This window comes from Gracilibacillus saliphilus (assembly GCF_010994085.1).
Taxonomy (GTDB): Bacteria; Bacillota; Bacilli; order Bacillales; family Amphibacillaceae; genus Gracilibacillus; species Gracilibacillus lacisalsi.
The window spans coordinates 261,768-288,030 of the sequence record NZ_WJEB01000001.1 but is presented as its reverse complement, the minus strand read 5'-3'; the positions used below and the strand labels follow the sequence as shown (position 1 = coordinate 288,030).

Here is a 26,263-nt window from a genome sequence, read left to right as displayed (position 1 = left end):
GCATTTGTCTACCGGCAAGTGCTATTTTTATGCTTCATCCTCAACTGCGCCACATTCACATAAGATTAGTTGTTCGTTTAGAGTTAACTCATTTTCTGCAAATACTTTTCCGTTTAATTTCAATACTGGATCACCAGGTTTCATGGTATTTCCCATTGAATCAATTGACTGTTCAACTGGTGGAAAGATAAATCCTTTTTGCTGCATACCTTCAATATCTGGATGATCTTTAAGCATGTTGGTAAACCTCCCCAAGAATTATTTTTGCTTCAATATGATTACCTTCTACATTTCTCCATTCATCTGTATACTGGTTGTAAAATACGGTAGTAACACCATCTGCAACGAAATAACTTACACAAGCAATTTGCCCATCTTCGTAAAAACTCACATCATGTACCTTAAAAATTTCACCGTTTACCGAAATCATTGGTTGCTTCATCATCATTTCTCCCTTCAATAAAGTTTTTAACTTGCTCTACAGTGACACCATTCTTTCTAGCTAAATGCATCAACTGTATCCATTCATCTAAATCAACGTACTCTTTCAACTGTTCACCCCTTTCTGCTAGTAAATCCTAGCGAGCACGAACGGTAGAACCAAAGCCGAGTCAAGACTTTTTATGGCAGCTCGTATTGACTGATACGATCATTACTTAAGGAGGTGTGGATGATCGTTCGCACTCGCTAGGAAAGACTAGCTTGTAGTCCTTCCTTTGAATCATTTAATTTTCAAATCTGTTCCAAATTCTTCATTTACTTTTTCTAAGTGATCTTTCAATTCGCTAATAGCTAATCTGTGTTGTGATTCAGAATTGATCTGATCAAATTTAATTTTTGTTCCATTTTTGGTTGGTGTGTACCAAGTGACCGGTATCATTCCCTCGTTTAACATTCGAGACCATACAAAGCATTTATTAATTTCGTAATCCCTGTGATTTAATTCGTTCGTAAGGGTTTCATATTGGATTCGCCCACCAGTAACTGTAATCATTATTTTCATCCCATCTATTAAAATTTTAAATATTGTGCTATACTGTACTTACAACAATTCAACTTCTTTTCTGAAAAGCGCCTTTTGCCGAAGGTGCTTTTTCATGTGTTTAATGCAATCATGAGGATAAACATTAATGAGATTGCTAGACTGATAAACTGTTTCAATCACAACGCCTCCCAAAAACTATGACTTGCCCATGCTACTGCTAGAATGAAACCTACAAAGTAGAGTGCTCCGATGTATTTACCATCTTTCTCCTGTTTCGATTTCATGTTGGATCCTCCTTGCATCTTCCTCTAAAATTGCATGGTGTAATTGAATGGCCGGATCTTCAAACTTCTTAGCAAGTGCATATATTCTTAATTGTCCTAGAGACTTCATCAAATCTTGCCCGAGTTTTTCTGCTTTTTCTGCTTCACCTCTAGCGCTTAATTGCATAATCTCTTGAAATAACTCGTTCATACAAACCAATTCTTGTTTAACCTGTGGTAATGCTACCGCCGGATAGTGTTGATATAACATGTTCATTCCTCCTCTACTTTCACTGCTATTCCTTCTGCTATTTGTTCAGCAGCCGACCGCATTTCATAACCACTTTCTATTTTTTCGATCTGATCAATAAATCTTAAATATACATACTCACCTTTTTGGGGTAATCCATCCACTTCTTTCCAACCTTTTTTCATTTCATTTCCTCCAATTCGTTATATACTTCATCATCCAACTGTCTTACCGCTTCATCTATACAATCTACATAGCCTGTTACTGCTTCCCAATCAATGTTCTTTGCTGTTAATAGTGGTATCATGCCTAGTGCTAATCCGATGATTTCTCTTGCTTTCGATGCGATGTAAAATCTGTTAGCTTTCATGGTGTTAACCTCCTAAATAGTTTTAATAATCACTTTGCGATTTTTATAGATGTACTTAACTTCCTTAGAAACATCTTCTAAAACTGGAATGTGTTTCATCTAATCCCTCCTACTTCATCCCTTTTCCGAAACATTTTTTGCAATTTATTTTTATTGAGCGTTTGCCAAAAGGAAAGTGATAATTAATAAAACCTTGACCATTGCAATACTTACATTTCTTCACTATATCCCTCCTATTAAGCTACAAACGGTAATATAAAACTTACTACGCCAGGCATGTTAATCATCGTGTCGCTGATAACTTGTGCACTGATCAAAAAGTTAATAAGCATTTCCTGTGTCTGTGGTGTCTTGGTGTAGCGTACCCATTCCCAAAAATCGTCTATTTTCATCTCTATATCTCCGTTTTCGATTCGGGAAATGGTTGATCGATTGACTTTAAATATTCGCGCCATTTCGCTTTGCGTTTTACCTGCAACCATGCGCGTACCTCTTAAGAAGTTCCCTGTTTTAACACTCACTTCCTACCCTCCTTTCGTTGCGCTGTATGCACGTTTGTTGTTCTAGATGCAATCTATCTATTAATCTATCTCTCTATTTGGTAGTATTAAGTTGCGCCCTAAGGTGATCACTGTTCACCTATTTAAGCCCTGCAAAACCCTTTATATTGCCGTTGAAGTTGCCTGTTTATCAATCCAGTTCATAAGTGCTGTGTAAGGTATTCGTATTTTGTTTCCCTCTCGAATTACCGGAAAATGGTTATGTTCTGATTGATGACACAACTCATAGGTAGCATTTCTCCCGATTCTTAATATTTCAGCAGCTTCTCGAACTGTTAAGAATCGTGGAGACTCTTTATAACCATGACTTTGCAATAATTCTTTGATGTTTTCTAAGTGTTTCTCGTTCTCTTCTCTTATGATTTGACGGATGGATTCTTCCATTGACATTTAGATCACTCCTTACACAAACTCGATAATGCAGTAAGTTTCATCATCGAACTTTGACGAAAATACAATTGCATCATTCGATAAATTAGTGTGATAATTTCGTTCGGTGAAAGTTAAGATATTTTCTTTTGTTGTGATATTAATAATCTTTCCGTGTTCTTCGACTTCTTCCATCCTTATAGTCTCTGCGTGACCAGAAACTACAAGGAATGGTTCACTTTGAAAATCGTGGTGGTAAAACTCAATGAGAATCTTTGTTAAATCGTTACTTGCGTTTTCTATCATTTTTCTGTAGCTAGTATTGAAACTGTTGAACTCTTTTATGTTGCTCATTACATCACCTCATGAATAGACTGCTGCTGATTTAATTCTTCAATTTCGATACGTAAGCTAGTGTTTGGTTGCCACATACCTAAGAATCTAAGACCATCATCAAACTGTTTACGAGGCAATTCACTATATCTTGGTAGTTGGAAGTGATTATTGAAGTCTCTCCATATACCAGAAAATACTTTGCGACTGATTTTTTTATATGCACTTGATTTAGTTCCGCCTAATGATTCAATAGCGATTGATTTAGCTTTGTCTTTCAGTTTCTTTTCTTGTATTCCGTCAATTCTCATGTGATCCTCAAGATATGAAACTCTATTATCTACTTCTGCTAATGAATTAACTGCTCTTTGAAGTATTTGAATTTCTGTTTGAGGTTCTTTAAGTTGTTTTTCCATTTCGTTGAATGCATTCATGTAATCCATTTTGAATCGCATTGCTTTTCGACCAGTGAAACCCATCACTAGTAATGTGAAACCATCGCGATTCATTAGATATTCTCGGTATTGTTGCTTGTTTTGTTCGTGGGTGTAAAACGTTTGGTGAAATAGGTTTGCCGAATTTTCCGCCACCCCTTCAATGATTCGATCTATAGCATCTAAAACATCTTTGTGTTTCCTGTTGAAATCCCTGGCAACATTTCTTGAACTTGTAACAACTTGATTTTTGTCTTGGAAAACTAATTGATTCATAAAACACACTCCTTATTATGATTTGTGTCACTAAGCAACACAGGTGGATTAAAAAAAATTTCACCTATTGCAAGATTGAAATACTCTGCTGTTCGTGTCATAACTCTAACACTAGGATTGTAATGCATGTTTTCTATCTTAGATAAAGAAGTTCGTTCTATATCCAAGAAGTCTGCTAATTCTTGTTGGCTAACACTGTTTTTCTTGCGAAGTTCTTTAATCTCGTTGTGTAGAACAGTCATTTATTCACCGCCTTTCAAAGTGTTGTGTTGTGTTGTGTCTATACACATAATATACACGCATTTGTGTCACTTGTCAACACATTTTCGAAAAAAGTTTATTTTTGTGTTGTATTGCGCTACAATGAATAATGGTAAAGATTGAGAGGGATTATCATGAATGAAAATAAATTCGGAGACTTTTTAAGGAAATATCGTAAAGAATACAAGTGTAGCTTGCGAGAAATGTCTGATAAGACAGGTATAAGTTTTTCTCACTTAAGTAAGATCGAAAGGGGTGAATACAATCCTAGCAGAAGAACTGTAGAAATAATTGCAGAAAAATTGAATTTAGATAGTAACGAACTATTACCTTTAGCTGGATTTAACCCGAACGGATTAGGTGAAGGTTTAGATGCGTTTTTTCCTAAAGTAGATAAAAAGAGAATTATTTTCGATGATGACACTCAGGAATTAATTGATATGTTACAAGACGTACCAGAAGAAAAAAGAAAAGAGATGCTAGAGTACTTCAAAGCGCATGTTGCGATAACAACACGCGCAAATGAAGAGGATTAATTTACTTTTTCAAGGATTCCTTTAATTCTTGCTTAACTTTTTCATATTGTTGAGAAGAGGATAAATAAACAAATGCGTCAACTAAAATCTTTTCTTTTTCATCCAAAGTAAATACAACCCCTTTTGTCGAATGCTTGTTACCCCCAAAGCATATGTATGTTCTCGTTGATCAAACGAACAAGCGTTCTTATAATGTATACTTTTATTGTAACATTTTTGTCATGTAAACGGTATATAAAAAATACATGTTTTAAAAGTTTTTGCGAAGTTCTTTCAAATTTCGACATTTTCAGTCAATGAAATATCCATTTTTATGTAGTTTAACCGATTTTACAATAGTCCTTTTCTTACATAAGAAACGAGCATAAAAGGTGATGTAGTTTTGTCTAATGCGATAGTCTACGATTCTATCATATTGACAGTTTGTTCTTATTCTTTTGAATTTGTATTCTGCTAATCTGGCTAGTTCACAAGCTTTATTCATAATATATTATTTTAAAATGTGGAAAACTTGTTTTATACAAGTAAATATTACCAATAAAAAAGGAGTTGATATAATGGGTTTATTTGGCAACAAATACAAAAATGTAGATTTTGAACCGAATATAAAAGGGGTTTCTGTGGCATTTGATGACAAAAGAGGAAAATTAGCAATTTTACCTGTTGTTGGGAAAGTCAAAGATGATCACATTATTAACTATGATGATATTTTAGATTTTGAATTAATGGAAGACGGAGAAAGTTTAGCAAAGGGAGGGATTGGAAGAGCGTTAGTAGGTGGTGCTTTATTCGGTGGTGCCGGAGCTGTTGTAGGAGGTATAACCGGAAGGAAAAACAAAAGTTATTGCAGAGAAATGAAGATGAAACTCACCTTAAAGAATAACGCTGAACTTGTTAGATATATAAATTTCATCGAAAATAAAACGAAAAAAGATTCAATCATTTATAAACAGTCTGAAAAAGAAGCGCAAGAAGCACTTTCTAAATTAAAAATAATATGTGATGAAAGAAATTAAGCGTACATGATGTGCGCTTTTTTAGTAGGGAGGTTTTTGCATGAAAGGTCATGTCGCTAAAAAAGGCGATAATTATTATGTGGTGGTTGATATAGGGAGAGATCACAAAGGGAAACGTAAGCAAAAATGGTTTAGTGGGTATAAGCGAAAGAAAGACGCGGAAAAAGACTTACCTAAAATCCTTCAGAAAATGGAAAAAGGATATAAAGAGCCAGAAGATATGACTGTTGAAGAATATCTAACAAAATGGTTAGAGCGAAAAAAGCAAACTGTTGCTTATGGTACATATCAACATTACTTATCTTATGTTAAAAACCACATTATACCTGGTATCGGCCATTGGAAGATAAATAAAATTAAAAATCATCATGTAGAATCATTCGTTGATGAAATTAACGCAAAGAAGATATCACAGCGCACAAAGAAACATATATTCAGAATACTGTCTAGCGCTTTAAACAAAGGACAACGCTTTGGTATGGATGAAAATATCATGGAAGATATAGAAGCACCTAGAGTAGAACGTGAGGAAATAGAGTATTGGTCTGAAAAAGAAGTGCAGCAATTTATTAGTCATTTAAACAGTAAGAATCATCGTACTCCTATCATACTTGCTTTAGCTACCGGAATGCGTAAAGGGGAAGTATTAGGGTTAACATGGTCCAAAATCGATTTGGATAATGAAACAATATCTGTTACACATCAATTAAAGCAGCAGGAAAAAGATAATGGTGATAAAGAGTGGATCTTATCACCGCAATTAAAAACTAAAACAAGCTATCGAACGATTAAAATAGATGATGATACGGTGGAATTATTAAAAATGCACAAGAAACAACAGGAAAAGGATAAAATGAAGCTTGGTGAGGATTACATGGATAAGGACTTGGTGTGCGCTACTACAATCGGTGATTTTATTAAGCCATCTTATATGCGTACTGTATTTAACCGTACAATAGAAAAAAGTGGTGTGAAGAAGATTAGCTTTCATGGATTGCGACATACACACGCTACCTTGTTATTGGCTAATGGTGTGCATCCAAAAGTTGTACAGGAAAGATTAGGGCATAGATCCATTCAAACAACGTTAGACACGTATTCTCATATTATACCGGGCATACAGGAAATAGCTGCACAAAGTATTAACAAATCATTATATCCAAAAGCTAATGTGGAAGATGAAAATATAGTCCATTTCAAACAAGATCATATGAAATAAATTTGTTAGAATCAAACATTTTTTCAAACGAAACGTCTAACATGTTCCGTTAGATGATAAAATGAAACAAACATTAATTGCTTTTAAAATGACGTATCGGAATAGGCTAAAATGGCTTAAAATGCGCTTTGTTGGTTTCCGGTACCATGTGTCGGGGGTTCGAATCCCTCCGGGCGCGCTTTTATAACAGGTAAACTCCAACCAAAGCACTTCTCCCATCTAATATGGATAGGAGAAGTGCTTTTTTATGTAGATTTGTTTTCTAACCTTGTTATTTAAACAACTTTCTTAACGCTTTTCCTGTTGCCTTACCTGCTACTCGACGGCCAATCCTTTTTCCTGCTCTGCCTTTACGAACTGCATCGACATCATTCCATATCCGTAAAATTTTATAAATACTCGATTTAAGGCTCATTCTGTCACTCCTTACTGTGGTTCTGCTATTATTCCCATCATATGGTGCTATCTGTATTTTTTCAACAAAAAACACTGCAAAAAAGCAGTGTTATACAGATCTTTATTTTTTCCCTTCAACAAAAGCCGCTAATTCGTCTAAAGCTTCCTGGTCGTCACTACCATCTGTAATAATTTTTATTGTATTCCCTTTTGACAACGCCAAGCTCATTAACCCCATAATACTTTTGGCGTTAATCCGCTTGGTACCTTTTTCAATAAATATTTCTGAAGTGAAACTGTTTGCCTTTTGTACAAATTGAGCCGCTGGTCTTGCTTGCAACCCTGGATCTACTGCAATTACAACTTCTTTCTCTAACATGGTAACCCCTCCTGTTTAGTAAGCGCTATCATTCCATTCTACTAAAGAACAGCTTATCTTATTCTTATAATATTGTAGAGGAGGGAAAATCCTCCTCTTGTTATTTCATGGTTAACTCTTCTTTTCGTAATTGATCTGCAAATTGATCGATTTTTTTCAATCGGTGGTTAATGCCAGATTTACTAATCTTACCACCTGAGACCATTTCACCTAATTCTTTCAATGATACATCTTGATGTTCCATTCGTAGTTTAGCAATTTCCTGTAGTTTATCCGGTAATGCATCCAACCCTACCGTCTTATCAATAAAACGGATATTTTCAACCTGTCGGAATGCTGCACCGATTGTTTTATTTAAGTTGGCTGTTTCACAATTCACCAAGCGATTGACAGAATTTCTCATATCCCGAACAATCCTAACATCCTCGAATTTAAATAATGCTTGATGTGCACCAATGTAATTCAAAAACTCGGTAATTTTTTCTGCTTCTTTAATATAGGTGATAAACCCTTTTTTACGTTCCAAAATGCGTGCATGAAGTTGATATTCATTTAACAAATCACACAATGATTGATTGTGTTCTTCATGAAAATTATATATCTCTAAATGATAGGAAGAAGTTTCTGGATTATTAACTGATCCACCAGCTAAAAATGCACCTCGCAAATATGCTCTTCGGCAACATTGCTTTTTCGTATATTTCTTTGAAATCGTACGAATAAATTGCAGGGGCTCAGCTAAAATCTCCATGTCTTGAAGCATTTCTTTTACGCCTTCCTTCATCCGCACGATGTAGACATTATTTTTTTTCAATTTCATTTTTTTACGTACTAATAATTCCACCGGTATTTGGTATATCGATTTAATTAACGTATAAATACGACGTGCAATCGCTGCATTCTCTGTTTGTACATCTAAGGAATAATGATTTTTTGAAAAAGAGATCGCACCATTCATACGAATCAATGCTGCTAATTCTGCTTGTTCGCAACAATCATCACTTTCTATTTTCGTTAATTCTTTTTTTATATCTGCTGCAAACGACAACTTTCTCCCTCCCCTCTTCGCCAACTGCTAACCCCTCTACATTAACGAATACAACACTTTCGCCACTTTGTCCGTATCATGTCGTAATGAATGATTTAATTCTTTAACAATATCTTCTTCGATAATTTCCAAGCCCATCTGACGTAATTTATCCAGATCGTATTTTACCGGTTCGGCATTTTCTTCCGCATAGACCATTTGTACGTCGCGAGCAATTGTTTTATTGTGTACTATAACGGATTGTAGACATCCGGTACCAATGTGATCCATGATTGCTTGCACATGATCAGATGCAGTATAGTGATTAGTTTCGCCAGCTTGCGTCATAACATTACATACATAGACAACTTTTGCTTTCGTATTGCGTAAAGCCTCACCAATTTGCGGAACAATCAGGTTAGGTAATGTGCTTGTATATAAACTTCCTGGTGCAATCACGACCAAGTCTGCTTCTTGAATAGCCAAGACTGCTTCCGGTAATGGCAATACCGGGTTTGGCTTTAAAAAGACACGTTTAATCCGTTTATTAGCTTTCGGTATATTGGATTCCCCGACTACTATTTCACCATCTTCATATTCTGCATGGAGAAACATGTTTTGATTAGCAATCGGATAAATGTTCCCTTTTACATTTAACACACGTGAAATCTCTTTAATTCCGTTGTAAAAGTCTCCAGTAACAGATGTCATAGCTGCTAATAAGAGATTTCCCATCGAATGTCCGGAAAGACCATTTCCTTTTGTAAAACGGTGTTGAAATAATTCCATCAACATTGGTTCGACATCAGAAAGTGCGGCAATCACGTTACGGATATCTCCTGGTGCCGGCATTTCCATTTCAGACCGTAAACGACCAGAACTGCCACCATCATCAGCAACAGTTACAATCGCGGATAAATCAATTGGTTGTTGTTTGAGTCCTCGAAGCAGAACCGGCATCCCTGTTCCACCACCGATAACCACTACTTTTTTTGGGTCAGATTTTGACATTTTTATCCCTTTCGTTTCTCTATATCACGGTGACTAACATGTGTGACATAATTTTTTTGAAAATGCTTTGCCAAATGCTCAGCAATCGCAACAGATCGGTGTTGTCCACCCGTACATCCAATCGCAATCACGAGCTGAGTTTTCCCCTCACGCTTATATTGCGGAAGCATAAATTGCAATAGGTCGATCGTTTTTTCTAAAAATTTCTGCGTGTCAGACCATTTAAATACATAAGAAGAAACTTCCGTATTTAAACCTGTGAGCGGGCGCATTTGCTCCACGTAATGTGGATTCGGTAAGAAACGGACATCAAATACCAAATCTGCATCTATCGGCAAACCATATTTAAACCCAAAAGAAACCGTATGGACTGAAAATATTTCTTGATCTTTTTTACTATAGCGTTGCACAATTTCTTCACGTAATTCCTTCGGCTTTAATTTAGACGTGTCAATAAAATGTTGTGCACGGCCACGCAATTCATCCAATATTTTTCGTTCAGCATGGATTCCTTCAAGTGGTAGTCCATCTTGTGCTAATGGATGAGAACGGCGAGTTTCTTTATAACGGGAAACAAGAACATGGTCATTCGCATCTAAAAATAAAATATGTTCTTCCAACCATTCTTCTTGTCCGAGTGTGTCTAATGCCTCAAATAGTGTATCAAAAAATTCTCTACCACGTAAGTCCATTACGAGTGCTACTTTTTGGATATTATTGGTGGCGTCTTTCATGAGTTCAAGGAATTTGGGCAGGAGAGCTGGTGGAAGGTTATCAACACAATAATAACCGAGATCCTCAAAGCTTTGAACGGCAACTGTTTTACCGGCACCTGACATTCCTGTAATAATGACAAGCTTGGTTTCCTCAGATTGTCTCCCCATAGGTTAAACACTCCTCTCCATTCAGAAAATTATGTAACGAGACTACTTGTATTTATACTTCCATTATACACGGAGTGGATGCCCTCTACCACCAAAATACTTATTAAGAATTTGTCTATTAGTAGCCATTATTGTAATATTTTCTGCATTTTCCAATAATGATCAATTTTCACATCAAAAAAATGGGCATAGGTATGGAAACCTATGCCGTCAAGTTATATTTATTAAAAAGGGGGTCAATTAGTTAATTACATTATATCTAATTAATATTTCGTGCGTGTTACAGCCACGTTAATTTCCAATTACTTATTATGTCGAAAAGATTACAATTACTAGCTTGGCGTATTAACAGCTTCTTCTAAATTTTCAATATATGCCTGTGCTGCTTGTGCTGCAATACTACCATCACCAGTTGCTGTTACAATTTGACGTAAATCTTTCTCTCGGATATCCCCAGCAGCAAATACGCCTGGTACAGTTGTTTCCATATTCTCATTTGTCGGGATGTAACCTTCCTCATTAGTAATACCTAATGATTTAAATGGTTCACTTAATGGCACCATTCCAATATAAATAAATGTACCATCTGTCTTATGCTCATATTCTTCGCCAGTCTTTTTGTTGAACAATGTAACACTGCCGACTTTTCCGTCTTTTTCATTAATAGATTTCACAATTGTATCCCAGATGAAATCAATTTTGTCATTATTAAAGGCACGATCTTGTAGAATTTTTTGTGCACGTAATTCTTCACGACGGTGAACGATTGTCACTTTACTAGCGAATCTTGTCAAATACACACCCTCTTCAACAGCAGAGTCTCCTCCACCTACAACGATAAGTTCTTTCTCTTTAAAGAAAGCACCGTCACAAACTGCACAATAAGATACACCTCGGCCACCAAGTTCTTCTTCACCTGGTATACCTAATTTTTTGTATTGTGCACCAGTTGTAATAATGACAGCTTTCGTTTTATATTCTTTTGATCCGGCTACTACTGTTTTGTAATCACCATGATCAATGACTTCTTTAATGTCACCATATGCATATTCCGCGCCAAACTTTTTCGCATGGTCGAACATTTTATTCGACAAATCCGGTCCTAAGATGTGATCATAACCTGGGTAATTTTCAACATCTTCCGTATTTGCCATTTGGCCACCAGGAATTCCTCTTTCCAACATTAATGTATCTAAATTTGCACGTGATGTGTAAACCGCTGCAGTCATACCAGCTGGTCCAGCACCTGCAATAATAACATCATAAATTCTTTCTCCAGTCATTATCGTCATTCCTTTCTAACATTATCTTAAAACCATTATCCTACGGTCTAAATAAAAGGTCTACTATTCTGCTCACTTCTCCCATTTCCATGGAGGTGTCTGTACTGCTAAAATATTATGTTGCTTACAACCTTCCTCCCATAAATGTTGCGCCATTTCCTTCAGCCCTAAATAATACTGACAAGTACTAAACCATCTATAATAGGAAGGATGGCCTTTTAGCTTTGATTTATGCAACAATTTAAATCGGTATAGTGCTTTTTCATACAGTCCAATTTGAGCAAATGTCACTGCAATCCTTAGTTTTTGTTGTTCGTGAATCGGATAAATATTATCAAGCAGACCTGTATAATATTGCAGCCTTTCTTGATTGGCTTCATGTGCATAAAAACAAGCTAAATTCATACAACTGAACAACGAGTCAGGATGGTCTTGTAAATATTTTTCCTCCATCGTAATAGCTTCTTCTCGTTCACCAGCAAAAAATAATGCATAATGATATTCATGTCTTCCCTGTGAAAACTCTGGAAACAATGTGATCATTTCTTCTAAAATGGCAATGGCTTCTTCCCATTCTTCACGTTCCAAGTGATAAAAAGCTGTTTCCTGATAAATTATCAGATCATCCTCTTCCTCTAGCATCCACTCGTCATCCTCATCTTCTTCCACTTCACTAAAATCTAATACGTCGAGTAAGGAAGATGCTGCTTCCGTAAATTCTCCATCAGGTGCTTTTTCGATATATAATTCCGCATATTTAACTGCATCCTGAAGGAGACCTAAATGCGCATAATTATTAGCAATTAAATAATAGCAATCCACATAATCTTCACCGTGTGATGACAGCACTTTTGTTAACATTTGATTAGCTAAATGATAGGAGCCCATTTCCGTGTAGACAATTGATGCCTGACATTGATAAAGCGGATTATCCGGTTTATCAGCAATCGCCTTTTTAAACCATTTTAAGGAGAGGTCAAATTTTCGTTTTTGAAAGGATTCAACTCCCTTTGAAAAATAAAAATCCCCTTCTGGTATGAAAGGTATGATGTTTCCTTCTATTTGATATGGATTAGTCACGCTTCGTATTCCCCTCCCATTCTAATTGTATTTTCTATATAATCGTTCCTTCATTTTAAATATAATGACTTTAGCATTATAACACACTTTTGCTACATTGAAAGAGCTTTTTTCAAATGTATCATTCGTGTAAAAGAAGGAAGTTATAGTATTATAAAGTGAGAAAGGGGAGATGATATGGACATTTCAATTGTTGGTGCAGGTGCTTTGGGAAGTTATTTTGGTACTCGCTGGAGTAAAGCTGGTGCTAATGTGCAATTTGTCGTTCGTGAGAAACGTGCTGCCCAATTGCAAGAAAATGGGCTTAAAATCAATAGTATTAACGGCGATGATCAGGTTAAAAACCCTGTGACAGTTACTGATCCAAAGCAAGCAGCACCTGCTGATATTATCGTCGTGTCAGTAAAAGGGTACCACTTGGAAAGCGTCATCGATACACTTGAAAAATTAGTTGATGCTCATACATATATTTTACCTATTTTAAATGGGGTTAAGCATTACGACGTGTTAACTAATCATTTTGGCAAGGAAAAAGTACTTGGAGGTCTAGCCAATATTATTGCGACATTAGATGACAAGGGACACGTAAAACATACAAGCAAGATCGATGAAATCCGATTTGGTCCTCTAGATGAACGACAGGTTAAAATTTGCGAACAACTAGCAGAGATTTCAGCTGACGCCAACATGACTTCAAAGTACAGTGATAAGATTTTAACGGATATCTGGTATAAGTATATGTTTATTACAGCATTTTCGGGAATCACTACCGTCAGTAACATGGAAATTGGTGAGCTTCTCGTACATGAGGAAACGAAGGATATTATACAACAGTTGCTTCACGAAATGAGACAGATTGCTGATCGTGAAAAGGTAGACCTGACTGTTCAGCATCTCGAGAAAGCTTGGAAAACATTGTACAGTTTACCAGCCAATGCGACGTCTTCCATGCACCAGGATTATCGCAAAGGACTCCATGTCGAATTAGAACATTTACAAGGTGCAGCTATTGAGTTAGCACGTAAACATCAACTTGATATTCCACATTTGAAAACCATTTATGGAATTTTAAAAGCGAAGATATCAAGAAGAAGGCCAATATGACGACCACTCCGGCTTTATAAAAGTGCAGAGCAGCAATCAAAAGCTGATGATCAGATTACTGATCATCAGCTTTTTGAAAAAAGGTATCCTTTTGTTTACGTTCCTGCATTTCTTCTTTTGTATAAATCACCCGCATAGGATTACCTGCAACAAACGTTCCTGCTTCTACATCTTTATGTACAACCGTGCCTGCCGCGACAACTGCTCTATTACCTATTGTCACACCAGGTAAGATAGTGCTGTTGGCTCCAATCATTACTTCTTGTCCGATATAAACGTCACCTAAACGATATTCTTCAATTAAGTATTCATGAGCTAAAATCGTGGTGTTATAACCGATTACCGTATTTTTCCCGACGTGAATTTTTTCCGGGAACATAATATCTAACATGACCATTAGCGCAAAAGCAGTTTCATTCCCAACATCCATCCTCAAAAAAGTACGATACATCGCATTTTTTAGTTTTAAAAAAGGCGTATATCTAGCAAGCTGAATAACGATAAAATTTTTGATTACTTTCCAGAAAGGAACGGTCTTATAGACATGCCATAAACTATTGGCACGATGGACACGATATCGATCCGTTTTTCGCATATTTATTCCACTCCAACGATTTGTAATAAATCACTCATTTCTTCTAACATATAATCCGGATCATGGTCTTCTAAAATCTTTCTTCCTTTGATCGTCCAGGCAACACCTACCGTTTGCACACCTGCATTATGACCTGCTTCGATGTCATGGTAGTTATCTCCGACCATCATTGTTGTCATCGGATTTGCTTTTAATTCATCAATAGCTTTTAAAATCGGTTCCGGATGTGGTTTTGCATGGTCAACATCATCAAGGCCGATTAATACATCAAAAAGTTGATCCATTCCGGTGATTTTTAAGCCTAATTTAGCAGTATCGTTCAGTTTTGTAGTAACAATTCCTAACTTGTATCCTGATTCCTTCAGTTTTTTGATAGTATCGACTACAGTAGGGTATGCCTCCACATATTTTTCATGGTTGGCATAGTTATGCTCTCGATAAGCCTCCATCATTTCTTCTACCTTTTCTGGGTTAACTTTTTTCAAGCTATCCGCTAATGGCGGTCCGATAAAATCGAGGATTTCTTCTCTCGTATATGTTCGATCTCCGTATTTTTCAAGCGTGTGGCTAAAGGAAGCGATAATCAATTCATTCGTATTGATTAATGTTCCATCTAAATCAAATAAAATGGTTTCTACTTTCATGCTTTTACCTCCAAATGACGAGAAACGAGCTTTTGCTTGAACATAGCAAAAGCTCAAAGTTCCTTATTTTTTCTTATCTTGTGTTATTTTTTTACCTTGATACGTTCTGTCGGATAAGCCTTTCTTACGACGATAGATCATAATTATGACCGCACCGACGATTAACAATATCGAAATAAACTGCGCCGTTCTCAGATCACCAATAATATATAAACTATCAGTTCTCATTCCTTCAATAAAGAAACGTCCGATTGAGTACGAAATGACATACGTCAAGAACATTTCTCCGCGACGCAATGGGTATTTACGTAAGAATAATAATAAAACAAATACCATGATATTCCAAACCGATTCATATAAAAAGGTCGGATGATACATCGTACCTTCAATACACATTTGATTCATAATAAAATCTGGTAAGTATTGATGGAAATTTTGATATGTAGCTTCAGAAATAGGTCCACCATGTGCTTCTTGGTTCATAAAGTTACCCCAGCGACCAATTGCTTGTCCTAATATAAGACTTGGCGCTAAAATATCGGCAATTTGCCAGAAAGATAACTTTTTCACTCGTGTGTAAACGATAGCCGTTAACACTGCACCAATCAGTGCCCCATGTATAGCGATTCCACCTTCCCAAATTGCGAACACTTTCCACCATGGTTCCCCGACATAACGATCCCATTCAAATATGACATAGTATGCACGTGCAGATAGAATTGCAATCGGAATTGCAAACACTACTAAATCAACAATATAATCCTTTTTTACACCTAATCGGTCTGCTTCCCTTGTCGCAAGCCATAATGCCAAAAAGACACCAGATGCGATAATCACTCCATACCAATAGATAGGCAATGGGCCTAATTGCAGGAATACAGGATTAAGTGCAGGAGCTTCACATGCCAAAGTTGATCTCCTCCGTTCATTAATTAATCCATATCTAGATCTGTATCAAAATCTGAAACCTCTTGTTCCCCATTTTCAATCATCTTTGATAATCGTTGGGAAAACTCCTCTGCTGCATTGACGCCCATCCGTTTCAAGCGGAAATTCATCGCAGCCACTTCTATAATAACAGCAAGGTTACGACCAGGTCGAACAGGAAGTGTTGCTTTCGGAATTTTAACATCAATAATTTGCATCGTCTCCTCTTCTAATCCTAATCGGTCATACTGTTTCTTTTGATCCCATGTTTCAAGATTAATGACTAATGAGATTCGTTTATGGGAGCGAACCGATCCTGCACCAAATAAAGTCATGACATTAATAATACCCAATCCTCTTATTTCTAATAAATGCTCAATTAGAGGAGGGGATGATCCAATTAATCGATCATAGTCCTCTTGGCGAATTTCAACGCTATCATCAGCTACAAGACGATGTCCCCTTTTAACTAATTCCAGTGCAGTTTCACTTTTACCTACTCCACTTTGTCCAGTAATCAGTACACCAATCCCATAGATATCAACTAAAACACCATGGACTGCTGTAAAAGGGGCAAATTTCGCCTCTAAAAAGTTTGTAATACGACTAATGACACGTGTTGTTTTATATGGTGAACGCATTAATGGTACACCTGAAGCTTCACATGCTTCCACTAACTCAACTGGGACGGCCATATCTCTGGTCACGACGATGCCCGGTGTAATATCCGTACATAGACGATAAGAGCGGTCCTTTTTTTCTTCTGGTGTTAATTCCGAAAAAAAAGATAATTCCGTTTTTCCTAATAATTGCAACCGATCTTTAGGATAATATTTAAAATAACCTGTCAATTCAATTCCCGGTCGAGAAACTTCACTCATAAAAATCTCACGATGAACTCCCTCCGCACCAGCAATCAGTTCAATCTTAAAGCGATCCAACAAATCCTGTGTACGCACCTTTGCCATACAAAAGCCCCCTTATCTCGGAACAGATGGACAGTGTCCTCGTCCCATTCTTTCTTATCTTTTTTATTCCATGATGTAACTATTGTAGCACTTTTTTAAAGATATAGTACAGATTTATTCGAAAAAATTCGACCGTATGCCCTAATTGTATAAGGTAAATACTGCGAATCTCAGTCAAATACGGTGTATGATGTTCGCTAGTTATTTAATCAAGTAACCATTTTGACATTTTGTAACTGCTAGCATAATTGGTTATTACTTGCTAAATACGTTATAGCATAATTATTAAAGAAGGCCGCCCTCTTCAACTCCCCATTTGTCCTCGAAAAAGTTAGCTGAAGGATAAACCTGACGGAAAGGGAAGTGGGTAGCCAGAGTGATGGAATTTACTGAATCAAGATTTCAAATTACCTCATCAAAGTGGTGCACACCAAAATTCTAATACCCACTGTTTCACAACGCGCTTGACTCATTTAAAATACAGCAATGGCACGGGAATTACTTTCTTAACTCAGCAGAAAAAAACCGCTATGTGACCACATAACGGTTAATCTTCTACTATTTTATTAATGACTAAGTTCATAATCGAGAAGAGTATGGCTGCTATAAATGCTGTGCCAAATCCTTCGATAATGAAGTTATTACCTAACAACGCTTGGGTAAGCCACAATGTGATAGCATTAATCACCAATAAAAATAAGCCCAATGTTATAATCGTGATTGGTAACGTTAATATGACTAAAATTGGTTTCACAATGGCGTTTAATACGGCAAGAATCACACTAGCAATTAAAGCAACGACAAAACCATCAAGGATAAAGCCATCGAATAAATAGTCAATTAACATTAACGCTAATGCATTAAAAACAAGTGATAAAATCCAGCGCATGCTTAATAATCACCTCTTTTAGGTATAATGATTGCTGCTGCTATATATAGAATAAATAGTGGAAATCCTGCTGTGAAAATAAGTAAGATTATATATATTAAGCGTAATATCGTCGCATCTAAATTAGTAGCTTCTGCTATTCCGCCTAATACTCCTGCTACCATATTATTCATTTCGGAACGATACAATTTATTATTCATATCGTAATCCTCCTAGGTCAGTTTCATATTATTACTATTCCACAATGGAGATAGAATAAACCTCGTTATTATACTATGATTTTTTCTAAAGATATTGCTTAAAACTTCCATGTGTAAAAAGATTCTACACCTAACCATTGTTTGGTTGCTTCTACAATATCATCTGCTTCGTTTCTGACCTTGGAAAGCATACCATCAGCCTGTGATTTATGCGCTTGGATTGTTTCAAATTTTTTGGTGAACACTTCACTTACATCATTCTGGATATCTGGCTCACCTAGTTCTTCCAAATGATTACGGCTGATTGCTTGTGCCCAAACAGTAGGGCGTTCATTTTCAGCGAACTTTTCAACTGCTTTTATTGCCGCTGCACCAAATGCATCATGATCAGGGTGTACAGCATGTCCTGGGTAGTGCGTTATAACTAATGATGGCTTGATTTTGTTTAAATAAGAAAAAATATGATCTGCTACTTCCTCAGTCGATTCAAATTCTAATGTTTTATCACGGTATCCTAGCATCTCCAAGTTGATGTCTAGTACTTTACATGCTTGGATTAATTCTTTTTTTCTAATTTCAGGTAAAGTTTCTCTTGTCGCAAAAGTAGGATTTCCCATATTTCTTCCCATTTCACCTAATGTTCCGCATAAATAGGTGACAGGAACTCCTTTTTCCCGAAAAGTTGTGATCGTTCCAGATGCACCAAATGCTTCATCATCTGGATGCGGATAAATAACTACGACGTGTTCTGACACAATAATTCCCCCTCTTCGTTAATACTGAAATGGTGATTCACTTATTTGTAAGGCTACCATCAGTCTTCCTTCGCGATCATGACCTGCCATTAAAAGTCTATTTTGCTCCACTTCAAACTGGTTAACACCTTCTGCATATATCCAGCCAATATCCAGTTTTAATCCAACACGATATGTAGCGCCTGCGCCTACTACTTTTCCTCGTTGATAAGTTACTTTCGCGTTACGAATAAACGCACCTACATTATAGGCATCTTGATTAAAATGGCTTGCATATGCTCCATTGGTTGTTTCCAAGTGAACATATACTTCTTTATTTGCAAAACTATCAATGTGTTCTTGTAGTTGATTGATTTCAATTGGTTCCATAGAAAATGGACTCCTCCTCTTCCAACATTCTGCCTCTATTTTAGCACAGTATAAGCAGAAGTTCTTGTCTCAGAATTGCAAGATTTTTCTGATAGTAGTAACTTGGAGTAGAAATAATGGCTGCCCTTATGGGGACAGCCATTGATGCTTAACTACCTATCTTCGCTTCCATTCTCGCTTTGTCTCTCTCTAAAATAGGTTTTAAATACCTTCCAGTGTGGGATTCCTCAACTCCTGCGATTTCCTCTGGCGTTCCAGTTGCGACTATCGTTCCACCACCATCGCCGCCTTCTGGACCTAGATCAATAATATGGTCTGCCGCTTTAATCACATCTAAATTATGCTCGATAATAATAACGGTATCTCCATTTTCAACAAGACGCTCGATTACCGCTAATAGACGGGAGATATCATCGATGTGCAAACCGGTTGTCGGCTCATCCAAAATGTACAGTGATTTTCCGTTTGAACGGCGGTGTAATTCACTTGCCAATTTTACACGCTGTGCTTCACCACCTGATAACGTTGTTGCTGGTTGGCCAAGACGAATATAGCCTAATCCGACATCATAAATGGTTTCTAATTTTCGTTTAATCTTCGGAATATTTTCGAAGAATTCCATTGCTTCCTCGATAGTCATATCTAATACATCAGCAATATTTTTTCCTTTATATTTTACTTCTAGTGTTTCACGATTATATCGTTTTCCTTCACAGACTTCACAAGGCACATAAACATCAGGTAAAAAGTGCATTTCGATCTTAATAATGCCATCACCACGACAGGCTTCACAACGACCGCCTTTGACATTGAAACTGAAACGACCTTTTTTATAACCACGAATTTTTGCTTCATTCGTTCGGGCAAAAACATCCCGAATATCATCAAAAGCACCTGTATAAGTTGCCGGATTGGACCGAGGTGTTCTGCCAATTGGTGATTGATCGATATCAATTACTTTTTCTAAATGCTCGATACCTCTAATTTCTTGATGTTTACCAGGTTTTTGTTTCCCTCGATGCAATTGCACCGAAAGACTTTTGTGTAATATTTCATTGATTAAGGAGCTTTTTCCTGAGCCAGAAACACCAGTAACTGCTGTATAAATACCGATCGGAATTTTGACATCGACATTTGTTAAATTGTTTTCTTCTGCTCCAATGATTTCGATAAAACGCTCATTAGGCTCAGACCGTGTAGCAGGAACTGGGATGAACTTATCTCCGGATAAATACTGGCCAGTTAATGATTTTTTCTTTTTCATTACTTGGTTTGGAGTTCCCTGTGCTACGACTTCTCCACCATGTTCCCCCGCACCTGGGCCAATATCAATTAAATAATCTGCTGCCAACATTGTATCCTCATCATGTTCGACAACAATCAGCGTATTACCGAGATCACGCATGCGTTCTAATGTCTGGATCAATCGATCATTATCTCGTTGGTGTAAGCCGATCGATGGTTCATCTAGCACGTAAAGCACACCAGTTAATGCTGAACCAATCTGTGTTGCGAGACGAATACGTTGTGCTTCTCCACCTGATAACGAACCAGCAGAGCGGGATAAAGTCAGGTATTCCAGACCAACATTTTTCAAGAATGTTAAGCGATCATCTAATTCATTTATGATCATATGTGCGATTTGCTTATCTTTTTCAGACAATTTAAGTGATGTAAAAAAGTAATGTGCTTCAGTCACTGATAGTGCTGTGACTTGACCAATATGCAAGTCATTTACTTTAACAGCAAGTGCTTCCTCGTTTAAACGGTAACCTTCGCATGTCGGGCAGGCTTTCGTTGTCATATATTTTTCCATTTGTTCACGGATAAAATCGGATGACGTTTCACGATATCGACGAGCAATATTATTTAATACTCCTTCAAAATAAATATCGTTTTCACGCAGCATACCATAATCATTTTCATAACGGAAATAGATTTTTTCTTTACCACTGCCATATAAGATCTTTTCTAGCTGGTTTTTCGGTATTTTATTTACAGGTACATCCATCTCTATTCCATAATGATCACAAACACTTTTTAGTAATTGTGGATAATATTGTGAACTAGTAGGTTCCCACGCAACTATAGCCCCCTGATTAAGGGTTAAGTCCTTGTTTGGGATCACCAAATCGATGTCTACTTCCAATTGAGAACCGAGACCATCACAAGTTTTACAAGCACCCCACGGACTGTTAAAAGAAAAGAGTCTTGGTTCCAATTCATCGATCGAAAAACCACAAATAGGACAGGCGTGATTTTCGCTAAATAACAGTTCCTCATCACCAATGATATCGACGATAACTTTACCATCACCTAATTTTAATGCTGTTTCCAGAGAATCGGATAATCGTCCTGTTATACCTTCTTTAACAACAATTCGGTCGATCACTACTTCAATCGAATGCTTTTTATTTTTGTCTAGCTGAATATCATCACTGATTTCACGCATTTCTCCGTCGATGCGCAAACGGATATACCCTTCTTTTTGCAGGTCCTCTAACACTTTTACATGTGTACCTTTACGCCCAGAAATGACTGGCGCAAGAATTTGTAATTTTGTCCGTTCGGGATAATCCATAATACGATCGACCATTTGCTCAACTGTTTGCGAAGTAATTTCTTCACCATGAATCGGACAAATCGGATGTCCAATTCTGGCAAAAAGTAAACGCATATAGTCATATATCTCTGTTACAGTACCAACCGTGGAACGTGGGTTTCGGCTTGTCGTTTTCTGATCAATTGAGATCGCAGGAGATAAACCTTCAATAGAATCAACATCTGGTTTGTCCATTTGTCCTAAGAATTGTCGAGCGTAAGCCGAGAGTGATTCGACATATCGACGTTGTCCCTCGGCATAAATTGTATCAAAAGCTAATGATGATTTACCTGAACCAGATAATCCTGTTAAAACAACTAACTTATCCTTAGGAATATCTATGGATATATTTTTTAAATTATGAGCACGAGCTCCTTTTATTGAAATGGATTTTTTAGCCATTTATTTCACCCTTCTGCTTTCAATTCTAAAACAAGATCACGAAGCTCTGCTGCTCGTTCGAAATCGAGCTCGCGAGCCGCTTGTTTCATTTCGCTTTCCATTTTTTCGATTAAATCTACTTTTTCCTTCTTCGACATTTCACTTACTTGTTTTGCTGAACTATCATATTGTTCTTCATCTTCTGCTGCCATCGTAGCACGGATCACGTCGCGAACTCCTTTATTGATCGTTTGCGGTATGATGCCATGTTTAACATTATAGGCTTGTTGTTTATCACGACGTCGATACGTTTCATCGATAGCGGTTTGCATCGAATCGGTTACTCTGTCGGCATACATAATAACCATACCATTTTCATTACGAGCCGCACGCCCCATGGTTTGAATTAAGGAGCGCTCAGAACGTAAGAAACCTTCTTTATCAGCATCGAGGATTGCCACAAGCGACACTTCGGGAATATCTAACCCTTCACGTAAAAGGTTAATTCCAACTAATACATCATATTTCCCTACTCGCAAGTCACGAATAACCTCAATTCGTTCTAATGTTTTTATTTCCGAGTGTAAATAAGCTACTTTTAGCCCAACTTCTTTTAAATAATCGGTTAAATCCTCTGACATTTTTTTCGTAAGTGTTGTTACTAACACTCGCTCATTGCGATCGACTCGTTTGTTGATTTCACCGATTAAATCATCTACTTGACCATCGATTGGACGAACATCCACTTCTGGATCTAATAAACCTGTTGGACGGATAATTTGCTCCGTCATTTCAGGTGTATGTTCTAGCTCGTATGGTCCTGGCGTTGCAGATACATAGATCAGTTGGCTTACCTTTTTCTCAAATTCTTCAAATGTCAATGGACGGTTATCTAATGCAGACGGTAAACGGAAACCATGATCGACTAATACCTGTTTCCGTGCCTGGTCTCCATTATACATCCCACGAATTTGCGGTAAGGTAACATGAGATTCATCAATCACAATAAGTGAATCATCTGGAAAATAATCAATTAATGTATAGGGAGTCGAACCAGGTTCTCTTAATGTAAGATGGCGGGAGTAGTTTTCGATTCCTGAGCAAAAGCCCATCTCCTCCATCATTTCTAGATCATAATTAGTTCGTTGCTCCAAACGTTGTGCTTCTAATAATTTATCTTCTTCGCGGAATTTTTCTAGTTGTTCCTGTAATTCTTTCTTGATGTTTTCCATTGCTACTTTTAATTTTTCTTCCCGAGTAACGAAGTGAGAAGCTGGAAAAATCGCAATATGTTCACGATCACCGATGATTTCACCTGTTAACGCATCTACTTCACGAATTCGATCAATTTCATCACCGAAAAACTCGACCCGGATGCAATGTTCCTCTCTTGAAGCTGGAATAATCTCGACCGAATCACCACGAACACGGAAAGTACCACGTTGGAAATCAATATCATTTCGAGCATACTGAATATCGACAAGACCTCTTAATAACTCATCTCGGTCTTTTTCCATACCTACTCTCAAGGATAACACTTGGCTGCGATATTCTTCCGGCGAACCTAGCCCATAAATACAAGATACACTAGCAACAATTAAGACATCATTACGTTCAAACAATGCAGATGTTGCGGAGTGTCGCAATTTATCAATTTCATCATTGATGCTCGCATCTTTTTCAATAAACGTATCTGTAGATGGTACATATGCTTCTGGTTGATAATAATCATAGTAACTAACAAAATATTCAACTGCATTGTTCGGGAAAAATTCTTTAAATTCACTGTAAAGCTGACCCGCTAATGTCTTGTTATGTGCAATGACTAATGTTGGCCGATTAATCTCTTTGACCACATTACTGATGGTAAACGTCTTCCCAGTCCCAGTTGCTCCGAGCAAAGTCTGGTGACGTTTCTTTTTCTCAATGCCTGTTACCAGCTCCTTAATCGCTTTAGGCTGGTCCCCTTGTGGCTGATAAGGTGCTTGTAATGAAAAAGTTTGTTCTTCCACCTTGATACCTCCGTTCTCATACTACTTGTCATATTATACACTATATTCCAATAAAAAGCGAACAAATATTCGTTTTGATTTTTGATTCTCTTTCTTCATTATAACCAAAGCTGCCGGGATGATAAAAAGATATGATGTAATGAAGGGGGAGTAGTGGATCACAGAGCTATGTTAGGAGTTACTATCAACTTTTGAAATTTACTAAAAACCACAGCTATCACAGCTGTGGCTTTTCTTATTATGTGGTTTGATCGTATTGGTTTACCTCGTATAAATCAATCAGGTCGATCTCTGGATGTTTATCAATGAACCATCTTAATGCGAAATCATTTTTAAACAACACAAGGAATTCGTCTTCACGGTCTTTCACTAACAGATTACGTTCATCAAATAATGTTGGATCGACTTGTTCTTTTTTAAGCCAACGTGGAATGCGATCACCTATTGATTCAAGCATTACTTCTACGTTGTACTCGTTTTTCATCCGATGCTGGAACACTTCATACTGCAACTGTCCTACAGCGCCGATGATCATCGAATCGGTTGGATAACCGCGGAACAATTGGATCGCACCCTCCTGTACGAGTTGCTCGATCCCTTTTCTAAACTGCTTCGCCTTCATCACATTCTTCGCTGTTACGCGCTGGAACATTTCAGGTGGGAATTGTGGCAGTTCATCATATTGAAATGACTTCTTACCCTCGATCAATGTGTCACCAATTCGGTATGATCCTGGATCATAGACACCGATAATATCACCGGCATAGGCTTCTTCTACCGTATCACGTGAGGAAGCAACAAATTGTTGTGTCTGCCCCAGGCGAATACTTTTCCCTGTACGAGCAAGTGTTGCATTCATCCCGCGCTCGAATCGGCCGGAGCAGACTCGTAAAAAGGCAATCCGGTCACGGTGCTGTGGATTCATGTTTGCTTGAATTTTGAAAATGAACCCGGAAAAATCAGGATAATCAGGACTGATGACTTCTTCTTCGGTACGACGTGGTCCTGGCGCAGGAGCCATATCGATGAATGTATCGAAAAAGGTCTGGACTCCGAATGGAGCGAGCGCACTACCGAAAAATACCGGTGTTTGCTCGCCAGCTAATACACGGTCTAACGAAAATTGATCACCTGCTTCATCCAGCAATTCCAATTCTTCCACCGTATCCTGATAGGTCGGATTATTATAAATTTCTTCCTCTTTTTCCATCTCAGCCATAGGTATATAGGTTTCTTCTTCATTACCATTAAAACGGATAAATTGATCATGGTAACGATCTAATATACCTAAGAATCGTTTTCCCATACCGACCGGCCAATTCATAGGATAGGTTTCAATATTCAGGACATCCTCGATTTGGTCTAATAACTCTAACGGTTCGCGTCCTTCCCGGTCTAATTTATTAATAAACGTGAAGATCGGTATCCCACGCATTTTACAAACTTTAAACAGCTTGATCGTTTGGGCTTCGATCCCTTTGGTTGCATCAATAATCATGACTACACTGTCGACAGCTGTTAAGGTTCGATAGGTATCTTCACTAAAATCTTCGTGCCCGGGTGTATCGAGAATATTCACTTTATGCCCTTTATAATCAAAGTTCATCACACTGGAAGTGACCGAGATCCCACGTTGCTTCTCAATCTCCATCCAGTCCGATGTCGCAAATTTTCCAGATTTCTTTCCTTTGACAGTACCTGCTGAGCGGATTAAATTTCCAAACAACAATAGCTTTTCTGTCATCGTTGTTTTCCCTGCATCAGGGTGCGAAATAATCGCAAATGTTTTTCTTTTTTGCACTTCTTCTTGTAATCCCATATTGTTACCTACTTTCTGCTTAACGTACCATTTAACCTCTCCTATTTTACCACTTATCAAACAGAG

Annotated in this window: 34 protein-coding genes; 4 read left to right on the top strand and 30 right to left on the bottom strand. The window is 37.3% G+C overall.

The annotated features are described in order from the left end of the window. Nucleotides 1–27: 27 nt before the first annotated feature. From GHT08_RS01220 to GHT08_RS01165, 12 genes are all read right to left on the bottom strand, one after another. Complete coding sequence (locus GHT08_RS01220; RefSeq protein ID WP_163579075.1) at nt 28–237, bottom strand: hypothetical protein; 210 nt, start codon at nt 235–237, stop codon at nt 28–30. Beyond that, complete coding sequence (locus GHT08_RS01215) at nt 230–442, bottom strand: hypothetical protein (RefSeq protein WP_163579073.1); 213 nt, start codon at nt 440–442, stop codon at nt 230–232. The genes GHT08_RS01220 and GHT08_RS01215 overlap by 8 nt, the downstream gene beginning before the upstream one ends. Continuing rightward, the gene (gene sinI, locus GHT08_RS01210; protein ID WP_163579072.1) at nt 411–551 is read right to left on the bottom strand and encodes a DNA-binding anti-repressor SinI; all 141 of its coding nucleotides are present in this window, start codon (nt 549–551) and stop codon (nt 411–413) included. Before sinI ends, GHT08_RS01215 begins: the two co-directional genes overlap by 32 nt. Before the next feature lie 170 nt (nt 552–721). After that, nucleotides 722–994 (bottom strand): hypothetical protein, encoded by a 273-nt coding sequence (locus GHT08_RS01205; RefSeq protein WP_163579070.1) that lies wholly within the window; start codon nt 992–994, stop codon nt 722–724. A gap of 246 nt (nt 995–1,240) precedes the next feature. Beyond that, nucleotides 1,241–1,519, bottom strand: a complete 279-nt coding sequence (locus tag GHT08_RS01200) for a hypothetical protein (protein WP_163579069.1) — start codon at nt 1,517–1,519, stop codon at nt 1,241–1,243. A gap of 2 nt (nt 1,520–1,521) precedes the next feature. Next, nucleotides 1,522–1,683 carry a hypothetical protein gene (locus GHT08_RS01195; RefSeq protein WP_163579068.1) on the bottom strand — a complete coding sequence of 54 codons (162 nt, stop codon included), beginning with the start codon at nt 1,681–1,683 and terminating at the stop codon, nt 1,522–1,524. Then, nucleotides 1,680–1,868: a hypothetical protein gene (locus tag GHT08_RS01190; protein ID WP_163579067.1), complete on the bottom strand. Its 189-nt coding sequence runs from the start codon at nt 1,866–1,868 to the stop codon at nt 1,680–1,682. Before GHT08_RS01190 ends, GHT08_RS01195 begins: the two co-directional genes overlap by 4 nt. A gap of 236 nt (nt 1,869–2,104) precedes the next feature. Continuing rightward, nucleotides 2,105–2,389: a helix-turn-helix transcriptional regulator gene (locus GHT08_RS01185; RefSeq protein WP_163579066.1), complete on the bottom strand. Its 285-nt coding sequence runs from the start codon at nt 2,387–2,389 to the stop codon at nt 2,105–2,107. Between the two features lie 141 nt (nt 2,390–2,530). Beyond that, the gene (locus GHT08_RS01180; RefSeq protein WP_202882518.1) at nt 2,531–2,818 is read right to left on the bottom strand and encodes a helix-turn-helix domain-containing protein; all 288 of its coding nucleotides are present in this window, start codon (nt 2,816–2,818) and stop codon (nt 2,531–2,533) included. 12 nt (nt 2,819–2,830) lie between these two features. Further along, nucleotides 2,831–3,151 carry a hypothetical protein gene (locus GHT08_RS01175; protein ID WP_163579064.1) on the bottom strand — a complete coding sequence of 107 codons (321 nt, stop codon included), beginning with the start codon at nt 3,149–3,151 and terminating at the stop codon, nt 2,831–2,833. Further along, nucleotides 3,151–3,840, bottom strand: a complete 690-nt coding sequence (locus tag GHT08_RS01170; RefSeq protein WP_163579063.1) for a Rha family transcriptional regulator — start codon at nt 3,838–3,840, stop codon at nt 3,151–3,153. The genes GHT08_RS01175 and GHT08_RS01170 overlap by 1 nt, the downstream gene beginning before the upstream one ends. Beyond that, nucleotides 3,837–4,082 (bottom strand): helix-turn-helix transcriptional regulator, encoded by a 246-nt coding sequence (locus GHT08_RS01165; RefSeq protein ID WP_163579062.1) that lies wholly within the window; start codon nt 4,080–4,082, stop codon nt 3,837–3,839. The genes GHT08_RS01170 and GHT08_RS01165 overlap by 4 nt, the downstream gene beginning before the upstream one ends. 153 nt (nt 4,083–4,235) lie before the next feature. On the opposite strand from GHT08_RS01165, the gene GHT08_RS01160 reads away from it, so the two are divergent. The 3 genes from GHT08_RS01160 to GHT08_RS01150 all read left to right on the top strand — a co-directional run bounded on the left by GHT08_RS01160 (nt 4,236) and on the right by GHT08_RS01150 (nt 6,872). Continuing rightward, a complete protein-coding gene (locus GHT08_RS01160) occupies nt 4,236–4,637 on the top strand; it encodes a helix-turn-helix transcriptional regulator (RefSeq protein WP_163579060.1) in 402 nt (133 codons plus the stop codon). 557 nt (nt 4,638–5,194) lie between these two features. Further along, nucleotides 5,195–5,653, top strand: a complete 459-nt coding sequence (locus tag GHT08_RS01155; protein WP_163579058.1) for a hypothetical protein — start codon at nt 5,195–5,197, stop codon at nt 5,651–5,653. Between the two features lie 40 nt (nt 5,654–5,693). Next, nucleotides 5,694–6,872 (top strand): site-specific integrase, encoded by a 1,179-nt coding sequence (locus GHT08_RS01150; RefSeq protein ID WP_163579056.1) that lies wholly within the window; start codon nt 5,694–5,696, stop codon nt 6,870–6,872. A gap of 271 nt (nt 6,873–7,143) precedes the next feature. Here GHT08_RS01150 and GHT08_RS01145 read toward each other — a convergent pair whose 3' ends face one another. The 7 genes from GHT08_RS01145 to GHT08_RS01115 all read right to left on the bottom strand — a co-directional run bounded on the left by GHT08_RS01145 (nt 7,144) and on the right by GHT08_RS01115 (nt 12,932). Beyond that, complete coding sequence (locus tag GHT08_RS01145) at nt 7,144–7,287, bottom strand: hypothetical protein (RefSeq protein ID WP_018930962.1); 144 nt, start codon at nt 7,285–7,287, stop codon at nt 7,144–7,146. A gap of 102 nt (nt 7,288–7,389) precedes the next feature. Next, nucleotides 7,390–7,647 carry an HPr family phosphocarrier protein gene (locus GHT08_RS01140; protein ID WP_163579054.1) on the bottom strand — a complete coding sequence of 86 codons (258 nt, stop codon included), beginning with the start codon at nt 7,645–7,647 and terminating at the stop codon, nt 7,390–7,392. 100 nt (nt 7,648–7,747) lie between these two features. Beyond that, a complete protein-coding gene (whiA, locus tag GHT08_RS01135; RefSeq protein ID WP_163579053.1) occupies nt 7,748–8,695 on the bottom strand; it encodes a DNA-binding protein WhiA in 948 nt (315 codons plus the stop codon). 36 nt (nt 8,696–8,731) lie between these two features. Further along, complete coding sequence (locus GHT08_RS01130) at nt 8,732–9,685, bottom strand: gluconeogenesis factor YvcK family protein (protein WP_163579052.1); 954 nt, start codon at nt 9,683–9,685, stop codon at nt 8,732–8,734. Between the two features lie 2 nt (nt 9,686–9,687). Beyond that, nucleotides 9,688–10,569 carry an RNase adapter RapZ gene (gene rapZ / locus GHT08_RS01125; RefSeq protein WP_018930966.1) on the bottom strand — a complete coding sequence of 294 codons (882 nt, stop codon included), beginning with the start codon at nt 10,567–10,569 and terminating at the stop codon, nt 9,688–9,690. A gap of 332 nt (nt 10,570–10,901) precedes the next feature. Next, nucleotides 10,902–11,852: a thioredoxin-disulfide reductase gene (gene trxB / locus GHT08_RS01120; RefSeq protein WP_163579050.1), complete on the bottom strand. Its 951-nt coding sequence runs from the start codon at nt 11,850–11,852 to the stop codon at nt 10,902–10,904. 72 nt (nt 11,853–11,924) lie between these two features. Further along, nucleotides 11,925–12,932, bottom strand: a complete 1,008-nt coding sequence (locus GHT08_RS01115; protein ID WP_163579049.1) for a tetratricopeptide repeat protein — start codon at nt 12,930–12,932, stop codon at nt 11,925–11,927. A gap of 177 nt (nt 12,933–13,109) precedes the next feature. Here GHT08_RS01115 and GHT08_RS01110 point away from each other — a divergent pair, with 177 nt between their 5' ends. Further along, nucleotides 13,110–14,036: a ketopantoate reductase family protein gene (locus GHT08_RS01110; RefSeq protein WP_163579047.1), complete on the top strand. Its 927-nt coding sequence runs from the start codon at nt 13,110–13,112 to the stop codon at nt 14,034–14,036. Between the two features lie 55 nt (nt 14,037–14,091). On the opposite strand, the gene GHT08_RS01105 is transcribed toward GHT08_RS01110, so the two are convergent. The 11 genes from GHT08_RS01105 to GHT08_RS01055 form a co-directional block, all read right to left on the bottom strand. Continuing rightward, on the bottom strand, nt 14,092–14,631 hold the full coding sequence (locus tag GHT08_RS01105) for an acyltransferase (RefSeq protein WP_163579045.1): 540 nt from the start codon (nt 14,629–14,631) through the stop codon (nt 14,092–14,094). A 2-nt stretch (nt 14,632–14,633) separates the two neighbouring features. After that, nucleotides 14,634–15,275 carry a pyrophosphatase PpaX gene (gene ppaX / locus GHT08_RS01100; protein ID WP_163579044.1) on the bottom strand — a complete coding sequence of 214 codons (642 nt, stop codon included), beginning with the start codon at nt 15,273–15,275 and terminating at the stop codon, nt 14,634–14,636. A 63-nt stretch (nt 15,276–15,338) separates the two neighbouring features. Further along, a complete protein-coding gene (gene lgt, locus GHT08_RS01095; protein WP_163579043.1) occupies nt 15,339–16,184 on the bottom strand; it encodes a prolipoprotein diacylglyceryl transferase in 846 nt (281 codons plus the stop codon). A gap of 23 nt (nt 16,185–16,207) precedes the next feature. Then, the gene (gene hprK, locus GHT08_RS01090; RefSeq protein ID WP_163579041.1) at nt 16,208–17,170 is read right to left on the bottom strand and encodes an HPr(Ser) kinase/phosphatase; all 963 of its coding nucleotides are present in this window, start codon (nt 17,168–17,170) and stop codon (nt 16,208–16,210) included. Nucleotides 17,171–17,717: 547 nt separating this feature from the next. Continuing rightward, nucleotides 17,718–18,059, bottom strand: a complete 342-nt coding sequence (locus GHT08_RS01085) for a phage holin family protein (protein WP_163579039.1) — start codon at nt 18,057–18,059, stop codon at nt 17,718–17,720. 2 nt (nt 18,060–18,061) lie between these two features. After that, nucleotides 18,062–18,259: a PspC domain-containing protein gene (locus GHT08_RS01080; RefSeq protein WP_163579038.1), complete on the bottom strand. Its 198-nt coding sequence runs from the start codon at nt 18,257–18,259 to the stop codon at nt 18,062–18,064. Between the two features lie 98 nt (nt 18,260–18,357). Continuing rightward, a complete protein-coding gene (bshB2, locus tag GHT08_RS01075) occupies nt 18,358–19,014 on the bottom strand; it encodes a bacillithiol biosynthesis deacetylase BshB2 (RefSeq protein ID WP_163579037.1) in 657 nt (218 codons plus the stop codon). A gap of 18 nt (nt 19,015–19,032) precedes the next feature. Continuing rightward, nucleotides 19,033–19,383 carry a YojF family protein gene (locus tag GHT08_RS01070; protein WP_163579036.1) on the bottom strand — a complete coding sequence of 117 codons (351 nt, stop codon included), beginning with the start codon at nt 19,381–19,383 and terminating at the stop codon, nt 19,033–19,035. A gap of 148 nt (nt 19,384–19,531) precedes the next feature. Next, nucleotides 19,532–22,387: an excinuclease ABC subunit UvrA gene (uvrA, locus tag GHT08_RS01065; RefSeq protein ID WP_163579035.1), complete on the bottom strand. Its 2,856-nt coding sequence runs from the start codon at nt 22,385–22,387 to the stop codon at nt 19,532–19,534. A gap of 5 nt (nt 22,388–22,392) precedes the next feature. Further along, the gene (gene uvrB / locus GHT08_RS01060; protein WP_163579034.1) at nt 22,393–24,378 is read right to left on the bottom strand and encodes an excinuclease ABC subunit UvrB; all 1,986 of its coding nucleotides are present in this window, start codon (nt 24,376–24,378) and stop codon (nt 22,393–22,395) included. Between the two features lie 238 nt (nt 24,379–24,616). Further along, a complete protein-coding gene (locus tag GHT08_RS01055; RefSeq protein WP_163579033.1) occupies nt 24,617–26,197 on the bottom strand; it encodes a peptide chain release factor 3 in 1,581 nt (526 codons plus the stop codon). Nucleotides 26,198–26,263: the final 66 nt, after the last annotated feature.

Excerpts from the sequence above, each read along its gene's own strand:
- GHT08_RS01150 (WP_163579056.1), top strand. The coding sequence starts at position 5,694 with ATGAAAGGTCATGTCGCTAAAAAAGGCGATAATTATTATGTGGTGGTT.
- GHT08_RS01080 (WP_163579038.1), bottom strand. The coding sequence starts at position 18,259 with ATGAATAATAAATTGTATCGTTCCGAAATGAATAATATGGTAGCAGGA.
- GHT08_RS01145 (WP_018930962.1), bottom strand. The coding sequence starts at position 7,287 with ATGAGCCTTAAATCGAGTATTTATAAAATTTTACGGATATGGAATGAT.
- GHT08_RS01215 (WP_163579073.1), bottom strand. The coding sequence starts at position 442 with ATGAAGCAACCAATGATTTCGGTAAACGGTGAAATTTTTAAGGTACAT.
- GHT08_RS01130 (WP_163579052.1), bottom strand. The coding sequence starts at position 9,685 with ATGTCAAAATCTGACCCAAAAAAAGTAGTGGTTATCGGTGGTGGAACA.
- GHT08_RS01140 (WP_163579054.1), bottom strand. The coding sequence starts at position 7,647 with ATGTTAGAGAAAGAAGTTGTAATTGCAGTAGATCCAGGGTTGCAAGCA.
- GHT08_RS01170 (WP_163579063.1), bottom strand. The coding sequence starts at position 3,840 with ATGAATCAATTAGTTTTCCAAGACAAAAATCAAGTTGTTACAAGTTCA.
- uvrA (WP_163579035.1), bottom strand. The coding sequence starts at position 22,387 with ATGGCTAAAAAATCCATTTCAATAAAAGGAGCTCGTGCTCATAATTTA.
- GHT08_RS01070 (WP_163579036.1), bottom strand. The coding sequence starts at position 19,383 with ATGGAACCAATTGAAATCAATCAACTACAAGAACACATTGATAGTTTT.
- GHT08_RS01205 (WP_163579070.1), bottom strand. The coding sequence starts at position 994 with ATGATTACAGTTACTGGTGGGCGAATCCAATATGAAACCCTTACGAAC.
- GHT08_RS01200 (WP_163579069.1), bottom strand. The coding sequence starts at position 1,519 with ATGTTATATCAACACTATCCGGCGGTAGCATTACCACAGGTTAAACAA.
- GHT08_RS01160 (WP_163579060.1), top strand. The coding sequence starts at position 4,236 with ATGAATGAAAATAAATTCGGAGACTTTTTAAGGAAATATCGTAAAGAA.
- GHT08_RS01175 (WP_163579064.1), bottom strand. The coding sequence starts at position 3,151 with ATGAGCAACATAAAAGAGTTCAACAGTTTCAATACTAGCTACAGAAAA.
- GHT08_RS01220 (WP_163579075.1), bottom strand. The coding sequence starts at position 237 with ATGCTTAAAGATCATCCAGATATTGAAGGTATGCAGCAAAAAGGATTT.
- GHT08_RS01165 (WP_163579062.1), bottom strand. The coding sequence starts at position 4,082 with ATGACTGTTCTACACAACGAGATTAAAGAACTTCGCAAGAAAAACAGT.
- GHT08_RS01055 (WP_163579033.1), bottom strand. The coding sequence starts at position 26,197 with ATGGGATTACAAGAAGAAGTGCAAAAAAGAAAAACATTTGCGATTATT.
- trxB (WP_163579050.1), bottom strand. The coding sequence starts at position 11,852 with ATGACTGGAGAAAGAATTTATGATGTTATTATTGCAGGTGCTGGACCA.
- GHT08_RS01190 (WP_163579067.1), bottom strand. The coding sequence starts at position 1,868 with ATGAAAGCTAACAGATTTTACATCGCATCGAAAGCAAGAGAAATCATC.
- GHT08_RS01155 (WP_163579058.1), top strand. The coding sequence starts at position 5,195 with ATGGGTTTATTTGGCAACAAATACAAAAATGTAGATTTTGAACCGAAT.
- ppaX (WP_163579044.1), bottom strand. The coding sequence starts at position 15,275 with ATGAAAGTAGAAACCATTTTATTTGATTTAGATGGAACATTAATCAAT.
- GHT08_RS01085 (WP_163579039.1), bottom strand. The coding sequence starts at position 18,059 with ATGCGCTGGATTTTATCACTTGTTTTTAATGCATTAGCGTTAATGTTA.
- hprK (WP_163579041.1), bottom strand. The coding sequence starts at position 17,170 with ATGGCAAAGGTGCGTACACAGGATTTGTTGGATCGCTTTAAGATTGAA.
- GHT08_RS01105 (WP_163579045.1), bottom strand. The coding sequence starts at position 14,631 with ATGCGAAAAACGGATCGATATCGTGTCCATCGTGCCAATAGTTTATGG.
- GHT08_RS01180 (WP_202882518.1), bottom strand. The coding sequence starts at position 2,818 with ATGTCAATGGAAGAATCCATCCGTCAAATCATAAGAGAAGAGAACGAG.
- GHT08_RS01195 (WP_163579068.1), bottom strand. The coding sequence starts at position 1,683 with ATGAAAAAAGGTTGGAAAGAAGTGGATGGATTACCCCAAAAAGGTGAG.
- GHT08_RS01110 (WP_163579047.1), top strand. The coding sequence starts at position 13,110 with ATGGACATTTCAATTGTTGGTGCAGGTGCTTTGGGAAGTTATTTTGGT.
- rapZ (WP_018930966.1), bottom strand. The coding sequence starts at position 10,569 with ATGGGGAGACAATCTGAGGAAACCAAGCTTGTCATTATTACAGGAATG.